This is a genomic window from Syntrophaceae bacterium (assembly GCA_013177795.1).
Taxonomy (GTDB): Bacteria; Desulfobacterota; Syntrophia; order Syntrophales; family UBA2192; genus UBA2192.
The window spans coordinates 241,364-259,512 of record JABLXY010000003.1 but is presented as its reverse complement, the minus strand read 5'-3'; the positions used below and the strand labels follow the sequence as shown (position 1 = coordinate 259,512).

Annotated in this window: 19 protein-coding genes; 11 read left to right on the top strand and 8 right to left on the bottom strand. The window is 63.5% G+C overall.

Going from position 1 to position 18,149, the window contains the following annotated elements; translation table 11 throughout:
- Positions 1-59 precede the first annotated feature (59 nt).
- From hypD to HPY67_11085, 7 genes are all read right to left on the bottom strand, one after another.
- On the bottom strand, positions 60-1,157 hold the full coding sequence (gene hypD / locus HPY67_11115; protein NPV05269.1) for a hydrogenase formation protein HypD: 1,098 nt from the start codon (positions 1,155-1,157) through the stop codon (positions 60-62).
- Entirely contained in the window at positions 1,144-1,374 is a 231-nt protein-coding gene (locus HPY67_11110) for a HypC/HybG/HupF family hydrogenase formation chaperone (protein ID NPV05268.1), read from the bottom strand. The genes hypD and HPY67_11110 overlap by 14 nt, the downstream gene beginning before the upstream one ends.
- A gap of 213 nt (positions 1,375-1,587) precedes the next feature.
- Positions 1,588-1,932 carry a hydrogenase maturation nickel metallochaperone HypA gene (gene hypA / locus HPY67_11105; protein ID NPV05267.1) on the bottom strand — a complete coding sequence of 115 codons (345 nt, stop codon included), beginning with the start codon at positions 1,930-1,932 and terminating at the stop codon, positions 1,588-1,590.
- Positions 1,925-2,419: a HyaD/HybD family hydrogenase maturation endopeptidase gene (locus tag HPY67_11100; GenBank protein NPV05266.1), complete on the bottom strand. Its 495-nt coding sequence runs from the start codon at positions 2,417-2,419 to the stop codon at positions 1,925-1,927. Before HPY67_11100 ends, hypA begins: the two co-directional genes overlap by 8 nt.
- Positions 2,420-2,579: 160 nt before the next feature.
- Positions 2,580-3,248 carry a Ni/Fe-hydrogenase, b-type cytochrome subunit gene (gene cybH / locus HPY67_11095; GenBank protein NPV05265.1) on the bottom strand — a complete coding sequence of 223 codons (669 nt, stop codon included), beginning with the start codon at positions 3,246-3,248 and terminating at the stop codon, positions 2,580-2,582.
- Positions 3,249-3,260: 12 nt separating this feature from the next.
- Complete coding sequence (locus HPY67_11090) at positions 3,261-4,931, bottom strand: nickel-dependent hydrogenase large subunit (GenBank protein ID NPV05264.1); 1,671 nt, start codon at positions 4,929-4,931, stop codon at positions 3,261-3,263.
- Between the two features lie 11 nt (positions 4,932-4,942).
- Positions 4,943-6,073, bottom strand: coding sequence for a hydrogenase small subunit (locus tag HPY67_11085; GenBank protein NPV05263.1), 1,131 nt, complete (start codon positions 6,071-6,073; stop codon positions 4,943-4,945).
- A gap of 686 nt (positions 6,074-6,759) precedes the next feature.
- Between HPY67_11085 and HPY67_11080 the strand changes: the two genes are divergently transcribed.
- The 5 genes from HPY67_11080 to HPY67_11060 all read left to right on the top strand — a co-directional run bounded on the left by HPY67_11080 (position 6,760) and on the right by HPY67_11060 (position 12,901).
- On the top strand, positions 6,760-7,287 hold the full coding sequence (locus HPY67_11080; protein NPV05262.1) for a TlpA family protein disulfide reductase: 528 nt from the start codon (positions 6,760-6,762) through the stop codon (positions 7,285-7,287).
- A gap of 10 nt (positions 7,288-7,297) precedes the next feature.
- Positions 7,298-7,894, top strand: coding sequence for a peroxiredoxin (locus tag HPY67_11075; GenBank protein ID NPV05261.1), 597 nt, complete (start codon positions 7,298-7,300; stop codon positions 7,892-7,894).
- A gap of 435 nt (positions 7,895-8,329) precedes the next feature.
- Positions 8,330-11,434 carry a formate dehydrogenase-N subunit alpha gene (gene fdnG / locus HPY67_11070; protein ID NPV05260.1) on the top strand — a complete coding sequence of 1,035 codons (3,105 nt, stop codon included), beginning with the start codon at positions 8,330-8,332 and terminating at the stop codon, positions 11,432-11,434.
- 1 nt (position 11,435) lies between these two features.
- Entirely contained in the window at positions 11,436-12,230 is a 795-nt protein-coding gene (locus HPY67_11065; protein ID NPV05259.1) for a 4Fe-4S dicluster domain-containing protein, read from the top strand.
- A gap of 2 nt (positions 12,231-12,232) precedes the next feature.
- Positions 12,233-12,901: a formate dehydrogenase subunit gamma gene (locus HPY67_11060; protein NPV05258.1), complete on the top strand. Its 669-nt coding sequence runs from the start codon at positions 12,233-12,235 to the stop codon at positions 12,899-12,901.
- Positions 12,902-13,031: 130 nt separating this feature from the next.
- Here the strand turns inward: HPY67_11060 and HPY67_11055 are convergent, their stop codons facing one another.
- The gene (locus tag HPY67_11055; protein ID NPV05257.1) at positions 13,032-13,571 is read right to left on the bottom strand and encodes a hydrolase; all 540 of its coding nucleotides are present in this window, start codon (positions 13,569-13,571) and stop codon (positions 13,032-13,034) included.
- Between the two features lie 127 nt (positions 13,572-13,698).
- Here HPY67_11055 and HPY67_11050 point away from each other — a divergent pair, with 127 nt between their 5' ends.
- The 6 genes from HPY67_11050 to HPY67_11025 all read left to right on the top strand — a co-directional run bounded on the left by HPY67_11050 (position 13,699) and on the right by HPY67_11025 (position 18,081).
- Complete coding sequence (locus HPY67_11050; protein NPV05256.1) at positions 13,699-14,862, top strand: class I SAM-dependent rRNA methyltransferase; 1,164 nt, start codon at positions 13,699-13,701, stop codon at positions 14,860-14,862.
- A 217-nt stretch (positions 14,863-15,079) separates the two neighbouring features.
- The gene (locus tag HPY67_11045; GenBank protein NPV05255.1) at positions 15,080-15,913 is read left to right on the top strand and encodes a formate dehydrogenase accessory protein FdhE; all 834 of its coding nucleotides are present in this window, start codon (positions 15,080-15,082) and stop codon (positions 15,911-15,913) included.
- A gap of 173 nt (positions 15,914-16,086) precedes the next feature.
- A complete protein-coding gene (locus HPY67_11040) occupies positions 16,087-16,746 on the top strand; it encodes an endonuclease III (GenBank protein ID NPV05254.1) in 660 nt (219 codons plus the stop codon).
- A 231-nt stretch (positions 16,747-16,977) separates the two neighbouring features.
- Positions 16,978-17,391, top strand: a complete 414-nt coding sequence (locus HPY67_11035) for a transposase family protein (GenBank protein NPV05253.1) — start codon at positions 16,978-16,980, stop codon at positions 17,389-17,391.
- Positions 17,301-17,552, top strand: coding sequence for a hypothetical protein (locus HPY67_11030; protein ID NPV05252.1), 252 nt, complete (start codon positions 17,301-17,303; stop codon positions 17,550-17,552). The genes HPY67_11035 and HPY67_11030 overlap by 91 nt, the downstream gene beginning before the upstream one ends.
- A gap of 73 nt (positions 17,553-17,625) precedes the next feature.
- Complete coding sequence (locus HPY67_11025) at positions 17,626-18,081, top strand: hypothetical protein (GenBank protein ID NPV05251.1); 456 nt, start codon at positions 17,626-17,628, stop codon at positions 18,079-18,081.
- Positions 18,082-18,149: the final 68 nt, after the last annotated feature.

Sequence of the window (18,149 nt, the reverse complement as noted above, 5' to 3'; positions counted from 1 at the left end):
AAGGAAACGCTCTTGCCCTCTTGCCCTCTCACCTTCTTTCGTCCGTCTGTTGCCCCCGGTCACAAGCCCCGCTCGTATTTATAATAGGCGGCACACGTCCCTTCCCCCGACACCATGCAGGGCCCCAGCGGACTGGCCGGCGTGCAGGCCTCCCCGAACAGGCCGCATTGGTCGGGGGACATCACGCCCCGCAGGACGTCGCCGCAGCGGCACCCCCTGAACTCGGCGGACCGGATCTCGGGCAGCGTGAACCGCCGCAGGGCGTCGAACGCCTCGAACTCGCGCCGGATGCGAAGGCCGCTTCCGGGAATCACGCCGAGCCCTCTCCACTCGGCGTCACCCGGCTCGAAGACCTCCGCCATGACCTCCCGGGCCCGCGCATTGCCCTGCGCCTTCACGCCGCGGGCATACTGGATGGCCACCTCGAAGCGGCCGTCGGCGATCTGGCGCAGGAGCAGCAGGACCCCCTCGGCGATGTCGGCGGGCTCGAAACCGGTGATGGCGGCCGCCCGGCCCGCCTGAGGGATCATCCGGTAGGCCTCGACGCCTGTGATGACGCTCACGTGGCCGGGGCACAGAAAGCCGTCGATGTTCAGCGACCGGTCCGCGATGAGCGCCCGGATGGCCTGCGGCACCGTCTTGTGCGCCGAGAAGACGGAAAGATTCCCCACGCCCCTTTCCCGGGCGCGCAGAACGGCCGCGGCCACGGTGGGCGCCGTCGTTTCGAAGCCGATCCCCAGCAGGACGACCTGCCTCGCAGGGTTCTCCTCGGCAAAACGGACCGCGTCGGCGGGCGACGCGATGACCCGGACGTCCTTCCCCGCAGCGCGCAGCCTCGCGAGGTTCTCGCCGCCCGTCCCCGGGACGCGGAGCATGTCGCCGAAGGTCGCAAACGTCACGCCCGGCAGGCCCGCAAGGTGCAGGGCCCGGTCCACGTCCCCGATGGAGGTCACGCAAACGGGGCATCCCGGCCCCGAGACGAGACGAAGGGTCCCGGGCAGGAGCCTTCGCAACCCGTACCGCCCGACGGCGTGCGTGTGGGTGCCGCAGATCTCCATGAGGGAGACGTCGCGCCCGATGCCCGCCGCGAGGATCGCCACGGCGTCGAGCAGGCCCCGGACGAGATCGGGGCTGCGGTATTCATCAATATATTTCATTGTCGATGAGCTCTTGCAGGAAGGAGAGTTTCTCCAGGGCCGCCTCCTCGTCGATGCGCTGAATGGCGTATCCGGCGTGGCAGATGACATAGTCCCCCACGGTGACGGGCTCGTCGACGATGTCGAGGGAGACCTCGCGCCGCGTCCCGCTGATCTCGATGACGGCGAAGTTGTCCGGGTCGATGCTCAGGATCTTGCCGGGGAAAGCGATGCACATGGTCTGTTGCCTTGTTCTCCCAATCTCAGGGCGGATACCTTATCACATTTCCGGGTTTGTCAAAAATGCCCAGATGCCCCCGCAAGGCAGAGGGTAAGAGGGTGAGAAGGTTGGAAACGCGTCGAGATGGAATCCGGCTGCCGGCTTATCCAACCTTCTTACCCTCTCACCTTCTTACCTTCTATTATCGCCCGCTGCGCCTGGTCAACGTTATTACTCTACGTCTAGTTCTATGAGCTTCAGCTCCTCCGTCCCCCTCACCAGGAACACGTCAACCCCATTGCACTCGGGGCACTGGGCCTCGAAGCGGTCGACCTCGACATCCTTCGCGCAGGCCAGGCAGTGGACCGCGGCGGGCAGGACCTGGAGGTCGAGCGCCGCGCCCTCGGCGCGTGTTCCCTTCGACTGGATGTCGAAGGCGAAGCGCAGCGCCTGGGGGACGACGCAGGAGAGCCTCCCGCAGGAGAGACGCAGGGCCGTCACGCGGGAGAACCCCTCCCTGGCCGCGTATTCGTCGACGATCTGCAGGATGGACTCGACAAGCGAAAGCTCATGCATGGTTTCTCTCCGGCCGGATGCCGTGGCGGGCCAGCTCCTGCATCAGGAGCTCCTCCACGATCGGGAATTTCTCGCGCATCAGCGGCGTCATCTCCATGTCCATGTCCCGGATGTTCACCGGCACGACGCAGAGGAAGACCACCTCGGGGGCCTCGTCGAGCATCTCGGCCTTGCACAGCACGTCGAGGAACTGCACCTCGTGGGCCGAGGTGGGCGGCGGCAGCTTCGGCTCGATTTCCGCCAGGGTGAACCGGTACACCGCGCCGGGCTCGTCGTCCGTCTTGAGGACGTCGACGACGATGAGATGCTCGCAGCCGCAGACGGGGCCCAGCAGGGCGTACGCCATGACCCCGCCCTCGATGAGCTCGACCGATTCGGGGAAGGCCCAGCGGCCGCCGAGCCACCTGACGAAGTGGACGCCGAAGCCCTCGTCCTTCATGAGGATGTTGCCGAGACCCAAGATGGTGATGCGTCGCTTGTCCGCCATCCTCAACAAATCACAACCTGATCCCTTCCTGCCTTCCCAACTTCTTCCTTTCACGTGTCAGGCATGTTGCCCGACGAAAGCACGCCCGCAGTCAAGAAGGGGGGAGATCGGCTCTCCCCCCTTTGTTTGCCTGTTCTTCAGCCGAATCGCCAGCGGCGAATCAGTGATCGCCCTTCGGATACATGTAGCCGCTCACCATGGAGGAGAGGGTCCCCTCCTTCAGGACGGCGTCATACCAGAAGGCCATGTAGACGTGCACCACGATGAAGAGGACGAAGCCCCAGGTGAGCACGTGGTGGATGTAGCGCACCGCGGCCAGTCCCCCCAGGAGGCCCTCGACGGGCTTCAGGATCGCGTAGACCCAGCTCGTGAGCCCCGTGCCGTAGCCCGCCCCCATGAGGATGAGCCCCGTGACCACGATGAGGAAGACCATGCCGAAGAGGCCCAGGTAGGCCATCGACTGCATGGGGCCGTAGAGGCCCCTGTGCGGGGGGCCCTTCTTGTCGATGAGCAGGTAGAACTTGATCTGCCGGACCGTGTCGGGGATGTTCGTGAAGGCCAGCAGGTCCCTCCAATCCGCCCTGAAGGTGGAGAAGAACGCGAGGTAGACCCGCCAGACGAACAGCAGGGTCAGGAACACGCCGAAGAGGATGTGGACGAACCGAATGGTTCCGACGGAGAACTTCTGCCACGTCTCGCCGACCTGCACGGTGATGGGGTAGGCGATGAGGAACCCCGTGCCGATGAGCACGAAGATGGCCACCGCCATGGCCCAGTGGTTGATCCGGATGGCCGCGGTCCAGTGCTTCTGGGGAACGATCGCTTCCATGGCACCCTCCTTTCAGGCCACCCTGAATTTGCGGATCTCGCCGTTGGGTTTGATGATGTGGACCGCGCAGGCCATGCAGGGGTCGAAGGAGTGGATCGTCCGGAGGATCTCCAGCGGCTGATCCGCCTTCGCGAGCTTCGTCCCGATTAGGGATTCCTCGTAGGGGCCCCGCTTGCCGCTCTTGTCCCTCGGCGAGCAGTTCCACGTGGAGGGAACCACGGCCTGGTAGTTGGCGATCCTGTGGTCCTTGATCCGGATCCAGTGGCTGAGCGCGCCACGCGGCGGCTCCGTCATGCCGCGGCCCTGGCCTTCCCTGGGCACTTCGCAGGGGGTCCAGGTCCGCATGTCGCCCTTCTTGAGATTTGCGACGAGTTCATTGAACCAGCCCTCGATCTGGTCGCCGACGAGTTTCGTCTCGATGGCGCGGGCCGCCGTCCGTCCCAGCGTGGAGAAGAGCGCTGTCGCCGGAAGCCCCGTGGCTTTCAGCGTGCCTTCGACGAGCGGCTTGATCTTCTTGTCGCCCGCGGCGTAGCCGACGATCATGCGGGCAAGCGGCCCCACCTCGACAGGCTCGCCGTCATAGCGGGGCGCCTTGCACCAGCTGTATTTCTCTTCGCCCTTCAGATGGCCGTTCTTGTCCAGGCCGGTGTACTTGGGGACGGTCGTTCCTTCGAAGGGGTGCTGTGGCTTGTCGTCCTGATACCAGGCGTGCACGGATTCCTCCGTGATCTTCGACTCGTCGATCGGCAGCAGCTTCGCCAGGTTGCGGTTCTTCACGATGCCCCTGGGGAAGAGGAAGGTCGTCCCGGCATCGTCAAGAGGAAAGCCGCCGACGCACATGTAGTTCTTCACGCCGCCGCCGATCCCGGCGATGCCCTCGCCCTTGTAGTACCTGGCCGCCAGGATGACATCGGGGATGTAGGCCCGCGCGACGAAGTCGTTCACCGCCTTGACGCGGAAGAGGTAGTCTCCGAGGCGGCTCGGGTTCATCGCATCCAGGACGCAGGTCACGCCGCCCACGACCAGCGACTGCGGGTGCGGGTTCTTGCCGCCGAAGATGGCCTGTGCCTGGGCCGCCACCTTGGACACTTCCAGCGCATCGAGGTAGTGGGAGAGGATCACCAGGTTCGCCTCGGGGGGGAGCTTGTAGGAGGGGTTTCCCCAGTAGGCATTGGCGAAGGGCCCCAGGCGGCCCGACTTGACGAACCTGCCCAGCCGCTCCTGGACGGCCTTGTAGTGTGTCTGGGAACTGTTGTACGGGTTCGGAGACACGCTCATCGCGATCTCCACGGCCTTTCTCGGGTCGGCCTTCAGCGCGCTCACCACGTCGACCCAGTCCAGCCCGTGCAGGTGGTAGAAATGCATGATGTGGTCCCCGAGGTACCAGGCCCCCTGCATCAGGTTCCGGATGATCCGCGCGTTGGGCGGCGGCTTGATGCCGAAGGCGTCCTCGCAGGCCATGATGCTCGCCTCGTAGTGCACGTACGTGCAGACCCCGCAGAAGCGCTGCACGATGAGCCCCGCGTCCCGCGGGTCGCGCCCCTTGAGGATCGTCTCGATGCCCCGCCACAGCGTGATGCTGCTCCAGGCGTCCCGGATGGTGTTCTTGTCGTCCAGCTCGACCTCTATTCTGAGATGTCCCTCGATTCTCGTGATGGGATCAACGATCATTCGCTTCGCCATGGCTCACCTCCTCACTCCTTCCCTTCCTTGTGCGGGGTTTCGTCCTGCTTGTCGGATCCGCCGTGACGAAGCGCACTGAAGATGCCGTGCGCCGTGACGCCGGCCGCCGTCGCAACCGTCAGCATGATGCCGATGTCGTCGACGGTTCGCTCCCCGCCGCCGATCGTGGCCTCGTGGATCGGCTTCTCCAGGGGCGCCATGGTGTCCCAGAACCCGATCTCCGTGCAGCCGATGCAGCCGTGCCCCGCCATGATGGGCCAGGAAATGCCGTCATTGAATCGCAGGTGGGAGCAGTTGGCGAAGGCGTAGGGGCCCTTGCAGCCGACCTTGTAGAGGCACCAGCCCCGCCGTGCGCCCTCGTCGCCCCACTGCTCCACGAACTCGCCCGCGTCGTAGTGCCCACGCCGCTCGCAGAAGTCGTGGACGCGCTTGCCGTAGGCCCAGACCGGACGGCCCTGCCCGTCGAGGGGCGGCATGCCGCCGAACATGAGGAAATACAAGAGCGTCCCCGTGAAGTTGACCGTGTTGGGGGGACAGCCCGCGATGTTGACCGTGGAGACGCCCAGGGCCTTTCGCACGCCCGCCGCGTCAGTGGGGTTGGGCCGGGCCGCGGGGATGCCGCCCCAGATGGCGCAGGAGCCGACGCAGATCGTCGCCGCGGCCTTGGCGGTCACCCTCTTGCCGATCTCGAGGCCCGTCTCCGCTTTGGGGCCGAGGCGCATGTACTGGCCGTTGAGGCCCATCGGGATTGCGCCCTCGATGACGCAGACGTACTTGCCGGGGAAGTGGTGCATGGCATCCTCGAGGCACTTCTCGGCCTGGTCGCCCGCGGCGGCCATGATCGTCTCGTGGTACTCGAGTGAAATGGTCTCCAGCAGGATGTCATCGACGTTCGGGTAGGACGAGCGCAGCAGGGACTCGGTGCAGCCCGTGCACTCGGCGAAGTGGAGCCACACGACGGGCAGGCGGCTGAAGTTCTCCGCGGCCCGGGCGACCATGGGCTCGAAGACGGGGGGCAGCATGAGGGCCGCCGTCATGCAGGACGTCCACTTGAGGAAGTCCCGCCTCGTGATGCCCCGCTCCTTCAGCAGGGCCTGGAAGTCCTCCCGCGGGGCGGGGTACTCCCTGTCGAAGCGGTCCATGTGGACCTTGCACTGTTCCAACAGCCGGTTGTAATGCCGGCCTACCGTTTTGGTGTAATCGTCTTTCCCCATAGAACCCCCTTTCAAAACCGAACCGAGATCAGGAAGTTTCTCTCCCCCGGCTAGGGGAGTTGATTCCATGCAGTTCTGCAAAGGCCTCGCAACGCCTTTCGGCTCTGCCGGGTCTCCTTCAGCATTCGAATTCCAAGAACCGGGTAACGGCCAGCAGGAAAATGGGCACGCAAAAACGAGTCGGCATAATAGAATTGGCTGCCGGCCGCTAAAAAGAGAGACCAAGAATAAAGAGGTAGACCGGTTACGTCGGTACGTCATTTCCGCACAAAAGTCAAGACAATTCATTTCATTCGGGCCTTGCGGAAAAACAGCGCTGGCGCTTTCCGTCGTTTCACTCCCGGGTTGTCTGCCGTCGGACTGTCTTGTGTCACAATGGACATGGAACCGGCCCCCGCCTCCCCCCCTTTTTTTCCGCAGACTCGGCACTCCCGATGCGGTGCGGAAGGGCATCGTTTTTTGACCTTCGCACCCTTTTCTGTTATGCTTTTCTTCATGCAAGGAAACGGAGGGGTTTTCAAGAGAGCCCGGCGGATTCAAAATTCGGACGATCCATCGTGCGGAGGAACGAGATGAAGAAGACGATCCTGGTTTCCGTTCTGCTGCTGGCTTGCATGGCAGCGGCCGTCCCCGTGCTCGGAGCCGGGCAGCCCAAGCCCGGCGACAGGCTGTTCGACCTTACCCTCCCGGTTCCGAACGAGCGGGCCGACCGGGACCATCTCGGCCTCTCGGGCTGGGGCAAGACTTTCAAGATCGCCGACATCAAGGCGAACCTCGTCCTCATCGAGATCCTGAGCATGTACTGCCCCTTCTGCCAGAAGGAGGCGCCCATCGTCAACCAGCTGTTCGAGGCGATCGAAAAGGACCCCGCTGCCAGGGGGAAAATCAAGATCATCGGGATCGGCGCCGGCAATTCCGCATACGAGGTGGAGGTCTTCCGGAAGCGATACAGTGTGCCCTTCCCCATCTTCCCGGACCCCGACTATGAAATCCACAAGAAGTGCGGCGAGGTCCGCACCCCCTTCTTCATCGCCGTGAGGCTCAACCCCGACGGGACCCAGGACGTGACCTACACCAGGCTGGGCAGCTTCGGGGAGGTTCCCGAGTTCCTGGCGACACTGAAGAAATCCGCCGGGCTGTGAGGAGGCTGCCATGAAAAAGATCGCCCTGTTCGTCGCCCTGATGATGACGGCGGCCCTGGGCTCCCCCGCCTGGGCACAGACCCACTCGGAGGCCTTCAAGGACAACATCTATGTCCCCAGCGATCTCAAGCCCGTCGACAGCGTCCTGAAGGTCAAGGTCGGCGATGCGGCGCCCGACTTCACCCTGCCCTCGACGGCGGGTGAAAAGGTCTCCCTGGGCCGGTACCGGGGGAAAAAGAACGTCGTCCTCTCGTTCGTCCCCGCCGCCTGGACCCCCGTCTGCTCGGACCAGTGGCCGGGCTACAACATCGTAAAGGACATCTTCGACAAACACGACGCCGTCCTGCTGGGGATCACGGTGGACAACATCCCCACCCTTTACGCCTGGACGAACCAGATGGGCCGGCTGTGGTTCCCCGTGCTCTCGGACTTCTACCCCCACGGCAAGGCGGCCGAGACCTACGGGGTGCTCCGCACCGACGGCACGAGCGAGAGGGCCCTCTTTGTGATCGACAAGAAAGGGGTCATCCGCTACATCGACGTGCACGATATCAACAAGCGCCCGCCCCTGGAGAGCCTGGTCAAGGAACTGGAAAAGCTCAGATAAATCTTGAGGAGAATCCCGCGAGCCGCCTGCCCCGTCCGGCAGGCGGCTTTTTGAGCCCGCCGCACGGGGCGGCCCGGAAAAAAGCAGCCGGGAACCCACCCCCCCGACACCGCAGTCCAGAGGCCGATTTTTGCCGACATGGCCGAATTTATGTCATTCATGACATGGGGTGACGATTGCATCGGCCGTTGCGTTCAAAAAACCCTTGACACCGACCGGTCCGGGCGATATAGCATGCGCGGTTTTTCAGGTCTTCCGCCAGCGGCCCATCCTAATCACCACACGTTCAGGTTCGCTTTTTGTTCGGGAGTCCGAAACCGGTCTTTTTTTCCCATCCCGGCATGATGTTTCGTCATGCCCGTTTTGCCCGTCGCGGGCATGAGAGGAGAGGGGGGAGTTTTCCCGCCACAGCTTCAGAAAGGAGAGAGGGTTTTTATGGATGTCAGCAGAAGAGGTTTCCTGAAGCTCTCCGGCGCAACGCTGGCCGCCGGCGGGCTCGGCATCAGCCTGAGCCCCGCCAGGGCGCATGCCAGGGCGCTGAAGACGATCCACACGAAAGAATCCCTAACCGTCTGCCCGTACTGCTCCGTGGGATGCGGCATCATCGTGTCCGTCCGCGACGGCAAGGTGATCAACACCGAGGGCGACCCCGACAACCCCATCAACCAGGGGACGCTCTGCCCCAAGGGCGGTTCCATCTACCAGATGGCCAACAACATCAACCGCCTCGACAAGCCCCGCTACCGGGCACCCTACGCGACGGAGTGGCAGGAGGTCGAGTGGGAGTGGGCCCTCGACAAGATCGCCCGCAACATCAAGACGAGCCGGGACAAGAGCTTCAAGGCCCGCAACGCCAAGGGCGAGCTCGTGAACCGCACCGACGGCATCGCCTCCGTCGGCTCGGCCGCCATGGACAACGAGGAGTGCTGGCTCTACCAGAAGTTCCTGAGGGGGTTGGGTCTGGTGTACATCGAACACCAGGCCCGGATCTGACACAGCGCCACGGTACCGGCTCTGGCAGAGTCGTTCGGACGCGGCGCAATGACGAATCACTACATTGATTTCCAATGGAGTGATGTGATCCTCATCATGGGGTCCAACCCCGCAGCCAACCACCCCGTCTCCTTCAAGTGGATCCAGAGGGCGATGGACCGGGGAGCCAAGCTCATCTGCGTGGACCCCCGATTCACGCAATCGGCCGCCAAGTCGCACCTCTACGCCCCGATCCGCTCGGGGGCGGACATCGCCTTCCTGGGCGGCATGATCAAATACATCCTGGACAACAAGCTCTACTTCGAGGAATACGTCAAGCGGTACACCAACGCGACGTTCCTCGTGAACCCCGACTTCAAGCTGCCCGGCGACAACAAGGGCGTCTTCTCGGGGCTCGTCGGCGGCAAGTACGACAAGACCACGTGGAGTTACCAGACCGATGCGGCCGGCGTCATCAAGAAGGACCCGACGATGACGGACCCCCGGTGCGTCTTTCAACTCCTGAAGAAACACTACAGCCGCTACACCCCGGACCTCGTCGTCCGGATCACGGGCACGCCGAAGGACAAGCTCCTGGAGGTCTACAAGATGTACGCCTCCTCGACGGGCCCCGCCAAGGCGGGCAACATCCTCTACGCCATGGGCTGGACGCAGCACACCGTCGGTGTCCAGAACGTCCGGACGATGGCCATCATCCAGCTCCTGCTGGGCAACATGGGCATCCCCGGCGGCGGCGTTCAGGCCCTGCGGGGCGAATCGAACGTCCAGGGGTCCACGGACCACGGCCTGCTGTTCCACATCTGGCCGGGGTACATCGGGACCCCCCGGGGCTCGAACCCCACCCTGAAGAGCTTCATGGAGGCGAGAACTCCCCAGACCAAGGAGGCCAAGGCCCTCAACTGGCCGAAGAACACGCCGAAATACATCGCGAGCTACCTTCGCTCCATGTACGGCATGAACGCGACCCTCGAGGAGGCCTACTCGCTGCTGCCGAAGCTCGATGACGGCGTGGACTACTCGTGGCTCACCCTGTTCGACAACATGTTCAAGGGCAAGTTCACGGGCTTCTTCGCCTGGGGCATGAACCCGGCGGCCTCCGGCGCCTCGTCCAACAAGGTCCGCCAGGCCCTGGCGAAGCTCGACTGGATGGTCAACGTCAACCTCTACGACAACGAGACGGGCTCCTTCTGGCGCGGCCCGGGCATGGACCCCGCGAAGGTCAAGACGGAGGTCTTCCTGCTGCCCTGCGCCTCCTCCGTCGAGAAGGAGGGCAGCGTCACCAACAGCGGCCGCTGGATGCAGTGGCGCTACGAGGCCGTCAAGCCGGTGGGCAATGCGATACCCGACGGTGACATCATGAGCGAGCTGTACTTCAAGGTGAAGGCCCTCTACGAGAAGGAGGGCGGCCCCAACAAGGAGGCCATCACGAAGCTCACCTGGAACTACGGCAAGTTCCTGCCCAACGGCCATTATCACCTCGACGTCCACGCCGTCGCCCGGGAGATCAACGGCACCTTCCTGGCGGACAAGGTCGTCGAGAACCCCGCCACGAAGGAGAAGGTCCCCTTCAAGAAGGGACAGCAGGTGCCGAGCTTCGCCTTCCTGCAGGACGACGGTTCGACTTCCTCGGGCTGCTGGGTCTACTGCGGCTCCTACACCGACGCGGGCAACATGGCCGCGCGGCGCGGCAAGGCCGACCCCACGGGCCTCGGCCTCTACCCGCAGTGGGCCTGGGCCTGGCCGGTCAACCGCCGGATCCTCTACAACGGCGCCTCGGTGCACCCCGACACGGGAAAGCCCTGGAACCCGGAGCGGGCCGTCATCAAGTGGGACGGCACGAAGTGGGTCGGTGACGTTCCCGACGGCGTGGGCGACCCGGGAAGCGGCCGCGGGCCCTTCATCATGAAGCCCGACGGCGTGGCGAGCCTCTTCGGGCCGGGACTGGCCGACGGGCCCTTCCCCGAGCACTACGAGCCCATGGAGTGCCCGGTGGAGAAGAACCTCCTGTCGCCGCAGTACAACAACCCCGTGGCCAAGCGCTGGGAAAAGGAAGGCGTGGGCACGGGCACGGATGTCGACACGATCGCATCCTGCGACCCGCGGTTCCCCTTCATCTGCAGCACCTACCGCGTCACCGAGCACTGGCAGACGGGCCTGCAGACCCGCTGGGTTCCCTGGCTCGTGGAGATGCAGCCCGGCATGTTCGTCGAGTTGAGCGAGGAGCTGGCCAAGGAACGGGGCATCTCCAACGGCGAACTCGTCACGGTCAAGACCGCCCGGGGAGAGGTCGACGCCGTGGCCATCGTGACGCCGCGCATGAAGCCCTTCGTGATCGACGGCAACACGGTGCACATGATCGGCCTGCCGTGGCACTACGGATGGTCCACCACGGCAGAGCGCAAGTACAACGCCAACGACAAGAAGCCGGAGATCTTCACCACCGGGGATTCGGCCAACCTGCTGACCCCCTACGCGGGGGACCCCAACACCATGATCCCCGAGAGCAAGGCCTTCATGGCGAACGTCGTAAAGAAGGGGGTGAAGTAAGATGGCCGAGAAGATCAAGCTCTATGACGATTCGAAGTGCACGGGATGCCGGGGCTGCCAGCTGGCCTGCAAGCAGTGGAACGGGCTGAAGGCCGGCCAGACGAAGCAGTGGGGCTCCTACCAGAACCCCCCGACGCTGCAGCCCAACAACTACATGATCATCCACTTCCAGGACGTGAAGGACGACAAGGGCGGCGTGAAGTGGCTCTTCCGCAAGGAGGCCTGCATGCACTGCACCGACGCGGCCTGCGTCACGGTCTGCCCCTCGGGCGCCCTGCACTACAACAGGGACTTCGGGACGGTGGGCCTCAACCACGAACTCTGCATCGGCTGCAAGAACTGCGTGGCGGCCTGCCCCTTCGAGGTGCCCAAGTACGACAAGGCAACCGACAGGGTATACAAGTGCGACATGTGCGAAAGCCGCCTGGCCAACAACATGGCCCCCGCCTGCGTGAAGGCCTGCCCCACGGGCGCCCTCAGCTGGGGCGACAAGGAGGCCCAGATCAAGAAAGCCGAGGCCCGGGCGAAGGCGGTGGGCGGAACCGTGTACGGCCCCCAGTACGTCGGGGGCACGCACATGGCCTACGTGCTCTCCGAGAAGCCCGCGGTCTACGCGGGGATCCACCTCGACCCGAGCGTCCCCCTGAGCGTCACGCTGTGGAGGGGCTTCCTGAAGCCCGTCTCCCTGCTGGCGGCGGGCGGCATCCTGGTGGGCTCGTTTTTGCACTACCTGATCAAAGGGCCCAAGCTGCCCTACGACGATGCCGAGGCAGGCAAGAAGGAAGGGGGTGAATGACCATGAAACCGGGAATGATTCAAGTCACGGATGCCTTTGAGCGGATCGTCCACTGGGTGATGGCGATCTCCTGCATCATCCTGTTCATCACCGGCCTGGGGATGATGTTCAGCTCGCTGAACTTCATCGGGACGATCCTGGGCGGGATGAAGAATCTCAAGTACATCCACAACCTCACGGGCCTCGTGTTCGGCTTCTCGCTGATCTTCGCCATCTCCATGTGGTGGAAGGAGGCGGGGGTGATCGAGATGCCCGAGGACCTGGAGTGGATCAAGTGCGCCGGGGGCTACCTCTGGAAGGTGGAGCACCCGCCCGAGGTGGGCAAGTACAACCCGGGGCAGAAGATGTTCTTCATCGCCCTCGCGATCTGCGGGCCCCTGATGGTGGTGACGGGGCTCCTGATGATGTTCCAGGTGCTGCCCATGGCGATCACCCGCTGGATGTACACGCTGCACGCCCTTGGGTTCGTGACGCTGTTTGCCTTCTTCTTCGTCCACGTCTACCTGGGGACGGTCGGCAATCCGGGCTCCTTCCAGGCCATGATCACCGGCTGGGTGACCCGGGGCTGGGCCAAGAAGCAGCACCCCAAGTGGCTCCGGGAGATGGAGGAGCACGGCACCCTCGTCGTCTACGGCGAGGAGAAGAAAGGCGCCGCCGAGGGGCACCATTAAAAGAAAGAAGTTGAGAGGGTAAGAAGGTAAGAGGTTGAGAACTAAAAAGGGCCCGGTTCGAGAGAGCCGGGCCCTTTCTTTTCTCCACACCGGCAGACTCCTCCATGAATGTGTCGAGGGCCCTGCCCCGCTATTTCACGATCTTGAAAATCTCCTTGAACTTCGGGTCGTCGGCCGTGCGGACGAGCTCGAAGAGCACCATCTCCGTGCTTGCAAGACGGGCGCCCTCGTCGCGCATTTTTTCGATCCCGATCTTGCGATTCAGCGCCGTCCTCGAGGAGACCGCATCGGCGACGAGATGAACGTCGTAGCCGAACCCGAGCAGGTCGATTGCCGTCTGGTAGACGCACACGTGCGTCTCGATGCCGCTCAGGAGCACCTGCTGCCGCCCGGCGGCCTTGAGGGCCTTCATGATCTTCTCCTCGCCGCAGCAGCTGAAGTCGGATTTCGGGATTCGCGGCGCAGCGGGCAGGAGCGACGTTACGGGCCCGATCGTGGGCCCGAGCTTCTCGGGGATCTGCTCCGTGACAATGACGGGGATGCCGAAGACCTGCATCCCCCGGATGAGCTTCTGGACGTTTTCCAGCAGGAATCCCTTGTCCTGCATCGATTCGTACAGGTTGCCCTGCATGTCGATGACCATCAGGACCGTATCTTCGACGGACAGCAGCGACATCGGTTCTCCTTTCTTCCCCTGGGGACCGGGGCTGATGGCGAATGGCAGGGGATTCCCGCTTTTCGCCCATCTTTTCGATAGCCCTTGCGTTTGAACGTCAAACCCGGTAAGGGTCAGGGCTATGAACACGGTCAGCGTCAAGCGGCCGGCGGCCGATCGGCTCCGGGCCTTTCACCCCTGGGTGTACCGGACGGACATCCAGCAGGCGGAAGGCGCCCCGGGGGATCTCGTCGCCGTTCACGCCCCCGGCGGGGAGTTCCTGGGGATCGGCACCTTCAACCCGGCCAGCGAGATCAGCGTGCGCATTCTATCGTTTTCCCGGGTCGAGATCAACCGGGACTTCTTCCGGGAACGGCTCCTGGTAGCCTTCCGCAAGCGCGAGCCGCTCAGGGAAAAGACCGACGCCTGCCGTCTCGTCCATGCCGAGGCCGACGAGCTGCCGGGACTCGTTGTCGACGACTACGCCGGCCATCTCGCCGTCCAGGTCAACACCCTCGGGATGGAAAGGCTGAGGGATATTCTTCTGCACGAACTGGTGGAGTTGCGGCAACCGAAAGGGATCTTCGAGAAGTCCGACGCAACGTCGCGCAGCCGCGAGGGACTCGCAACGGAACACCGGGTTCTCCACGGCGGGATTCCGGAGAGGATCGAGATCCGGGAAAACAACGCGAGGTTTCTCGTCAATCTGCGGGAGAGCCAGAAGACCGGCTTTTATCTCGATCAGCGGCGGAACCGGCAGGTCGTCGCCTCTTACGTGGCAAAGGGCTTTGAGGTCCTCGACGTCTTTGCCAACACGGGGGCCTTCGGTATCCATGCGGCTCTACGGGGTGCCGGGCGCGTGAAACTGGTCGACGTCTCCCGCGAGGCCCTTGCACTGGCCCGGGAGAACCTGGCCGCAAACGGCGTGGCGGCGCAAACGGTAAAGGCCGATGCCTTCGATTTCCTCACGGAGGCCCCGGCTTCCGCGGACCGCTATGACCTGGTGATCCTCGACCCGCCCCCCTTCGCCAAGGCGAAGCGCAGCGCCGCCGGCGCCCTCAGGGGGACGCGGCGCCTCATCGGGCAGAGCCTGCGCATCCTGCGGCCCGGCGGGCTGCTGGCCGTCTTCTCCTGCTCCCATCACGTCTCGCAGGAGGACCTGCGGGCGGCGCTCCTCGAGGCTGCCGCGGACCGCGGGTGCCGCATCGAGATCCTGGAGCATCTCTTCCAGGACAGGGATCACCCCCAGGTCCTGAATATCCCCATGTCCCTGTATCTCAAGGGGTTTCTGGTTCGTCCCCAATAGAAAAGATTCCCTTGCGTCGGCACCGGAAAGGCGATATAGAGCACCGGGTTTGGCAAGGGCCGGGTGGAATGTTTCCCGGGACTCGGGCGGTTTCTCTTTCTCCGGACTCGAGCCGTCCCGTATCGGCTGACAACGGAGGGCCCGCGGGGAAATCGGAATTTCCCCCATGCCCTGAACCCTGAGCCTCGAGCCTGTTTTCAGGAGGTAGAGCAAGAGAATGGCCAAGGGATTACAGGAAACGCTGCAAGTCATCGAGCGCCACAAGACCACGAACCCCCAGTACAGCGAACTGCTGGACATCCTCGGGGAGATCCTCATTCTCCGCGAGGAGCACCGCAAGAGGATCACGAAGAGCATCTTTCCCATCGACGAGGGTCACATCGCGGCCAAGCTCCAGGGCGGGCTCCCCCTGGTCGATTTCTCCTCCGCAAAGCTCGACCTCCAGGAGCCGAAGAAATTCTTTCTCGCGCTGCTCGAGATCGGCAAGAGGCGCAACCCCGCCGAGACCGAACAGATCCTGAAGGATCTCAGGGATGGGACGCTCGACTACGAGGCGATGGTCTACGACTCCTTCGCCTCCGAGGGCGAGGAAACCGCGGCGGGGCAGACGGACGACGACACCATCGATCTGCTGAAGTTCTTCGTCGAGGAGAGCCTGCGCCCGTCGCTGGAATTCATCACCGACCTCTACGGCAAGAGGATCGCGCAAATCGGGTGGAACGAGGGGTACTGCCCCGTCTGCGGGAGGATGCCTAAGATCGGTCATCTCGTGGACAAGGAGGGCAAGCGGCACCTGTTCTGCAGCCAGTGCGGCTTCGAGTGGCGGTTCAGGCGCGTGAAATGCCCCTTCTGCGGAAACGAGGAGCAGCAGACGCTGTCGTATTTCACCGTCGAGGGCGACGAGCGCTACCGCGTCGACGTCTGCGACGTCTGCAAGCACTACATCAAGACCCTGGATTTCCGCAACGCGGGCGAGGAGGCCATCCTGGACGTGGAGGATGTGGCGACCTTGCACCTGGACATGCTGGCCCACGAAGAAGGCTACAATTGAGGCGGGTGAAACGGGACCATCTGCGGCGTTCGCCTCGTCCCTCGTCGCTCAACGTACGTCCCCGGTGCGCCTCGCTCCTCGGGACGTCGGCTGCCTTGCATCTGGCCCCTTGTGACCATCCTTCCGGCTTCCCCCTTGCCTCGATCTGATTCCAATCGATCGGTATTCTCTCCATGAAAGATGGAGACATTCACAAGATGATGCGGCTGCTCGAGCGGGAGCTCGAGCAATTCGGCCTGCCGCCGGTGTCGGCCTTGGCCGCGGAGGCCGTCGTCGACCCGTTCAAGATCCTCGTCTCCACGATCATCAGCGCGCGGACGAAGGACGAGGTTACGGGGCCCGCCACGGAGCGGCTCTTCGCGCTGGCCGACTCGCCGGATACAATGCAGCGCCTGCCGGAAGAAAAAATCGAGAAGGCCATCTTCCCCGCCGGCTTCTACCGCACGAAGGCGAAGGCCATCCGGAAGGCGTCAAGGGAGATCGTCGAGCGGTTCGGCTCCCGCGTGCCCGACTCGATCGAGGCGCTGCTCACGCTACCCGGGGTCGGTCGGAAGACGGCGAACCTCGTCGTGACGCTCGCCCACAGCAAGGCCGGCATCTGCGTCGACACCCACGTCCACCGGATCACGAACCGCTGGGGCTACGTCAGGACGAAAACCCCCCGCGAGACGGAGCAGGCCCTGCGGGCCAAACTGCCGAGGAGGCACTGGACCGCCATCAACACGCTCCTGGTCATGCACGGCCAGAACATCTGCAGGCCCGTGTCACCCTTCTGCAGCCGCTGCCCCGTGCGCAAGTACTGCGACCGCATCGGCGTGACGAGTAGCCGTTGAAAAGAAAGGTTCTTCTCCGAGTTAGTTGATGGAAGATAGGGGAATCGGTTGTGATTTCAAATACAATGGACATCCAGGATCTCCGGGGGTATAGGTTGATCTGCGAAGAAAAACCCTATCCGCAGGAGGCCTGTGATGTCCGAAGCCACTATAGCACCGTTCTTCCCCTTTCGTCGAATCAAAATCCAGGGCCAGACGGTGGCCCCGCAATCTGGACGCGTGCATATCCGGGTGACACCCGACAAGCGTTTTGTGCCCGTGTGCCATCACTGCGGCACGAAGGGCGCCACGGTTCACAGCTGGACGGGCCGTTCGGTCCGGGACCTGGACATGGCCGGCACCCGGGTGTGGCTCGATTGCCGCTACCGCAAACTCTACTGCGCCGGCTGCCGACGGATCGTGATCGAGGGGCTGGATCTGTTTGACCCCTATCTGCGCATCACGAGGCGGCTGGCCGCATACATCCACGCGCTGTGCCGGTGGATGACGGTCCAAGATGTCGCGGGGCCCTGGGCCTGGACTGGAAGACGGTCAAGGCCGCCGACAAGCTCTTGTTGGAGGCCCGCTACGGGCAGCCCGATTATACGGGCCTCCGCATCCTGGCGGTCGACGAGATCTCCATCCGCAAGGGCCACCGCTACCTGACCGTGGTGCTCAACTACGAAACCGGCCGCGTTCTCTACGTGGGCAAAGACCGCAGGGCCAAGACCCTGATGCGTTTCTTCAACCTGTTGAGCGCGGGGCAGCGCAAGGCCATTGAGGCCGTTGCCATGGACATGTGGGACCCCTACATCAAGGCCGTTTAAAAAAACTGCCCCAGACCCGGATCGTCTTCGATCTGTTCCATGTCGTGGCGGCCTTCAACCGCGTGATCGACAGGTGCGCAACAGCGAGCATCGCAAGGCCCAAAACGAGCACAAGGCGGTCTACAAGGGCGCCAAGTTTCTGCTCTTGAAGAACCGCCGCAACCTGCGGCGCCGAAGCCACCGGCAACAGCTCAAAGAGCTGCTGGCGCTCAACGAGGTCATCAGTACCGTGATGATCCTCAAGGAAAAACTCAAGCTCCTCTGGGGCTATCGTTCACGCACTTGGGCGGCCAAGGCGCTCGATCAGTGGTGCGCGCTGGCCCGATCCCTCAAGCAGAAGTCTCTGGGCGCTTTTGCCAACATGCTGCAGAGACACCGCGAGGGGATCCTCAACCACTGTGACTACCCCATCCATACGGGACAGCTCGAAGGGGTCAACAACAAGATCAAGGTCATCAAGCGCAAGGCCTACGGCTTCCATGACCTGCGGTACTTTACACTGAAAATCTACCAGGCGTTCGCCAACTAACTTGGAGATGATCCAAAAGAAAAAACCGGGCCCGTGCCCGGCTTTTTTCCGCGCAGAGCGCTTTGTCA